Here is a 236-nt window from a genome sequence, read left to right as displayed (position 1 = left end):
GATGGTCTTCATGCCGAAGAAGACCGACCCGAACAGCGACGCGAACGGCGAACGGACCGGCTCCGCGGGCCAGGTGTGCCCGGCACCCGGGAACACCGCGGGCACGGGCGCCGACGGCAGCGCCAGCAGTCGGCCGCGCCCCGCCCAGACCTCTCCGGGCACGGACACGAACCCTCCGGGCGGCGCCAGTTCGACGGCCCCGCAGTCCAACGACCCGGCGGGCGGCCAGGGCTTCC

1 pseudogene is annotated in these 236 nt (G+C 75.4%); it reads left to right on the top strand.

Going from position 1 to position 236, the window contains the following annotated elements:
* Positions 1–10: 10 nt before the first annotated feature.
* Positions 11–236, top strand: a pseudogene (locus KVT44_RS57045) (hypothetical protein); the annotation flags it as partial.

This window comes from Streptomyces sp. GbtcB7 (genome assembly GCF_019091445.1).
Taxonomy (GTDB): Bacteria; Actinomycetota; Actinomycetes; order Streptomycetales; family Streptomycetaceae; genus Streptomyces; species Streptomyces mirabilis.
The sequence above is the reverse complement of the archived record's forward strand: the minus strand, read 5'-3'. Positions and strand labels throughout refer to the sequence as shown.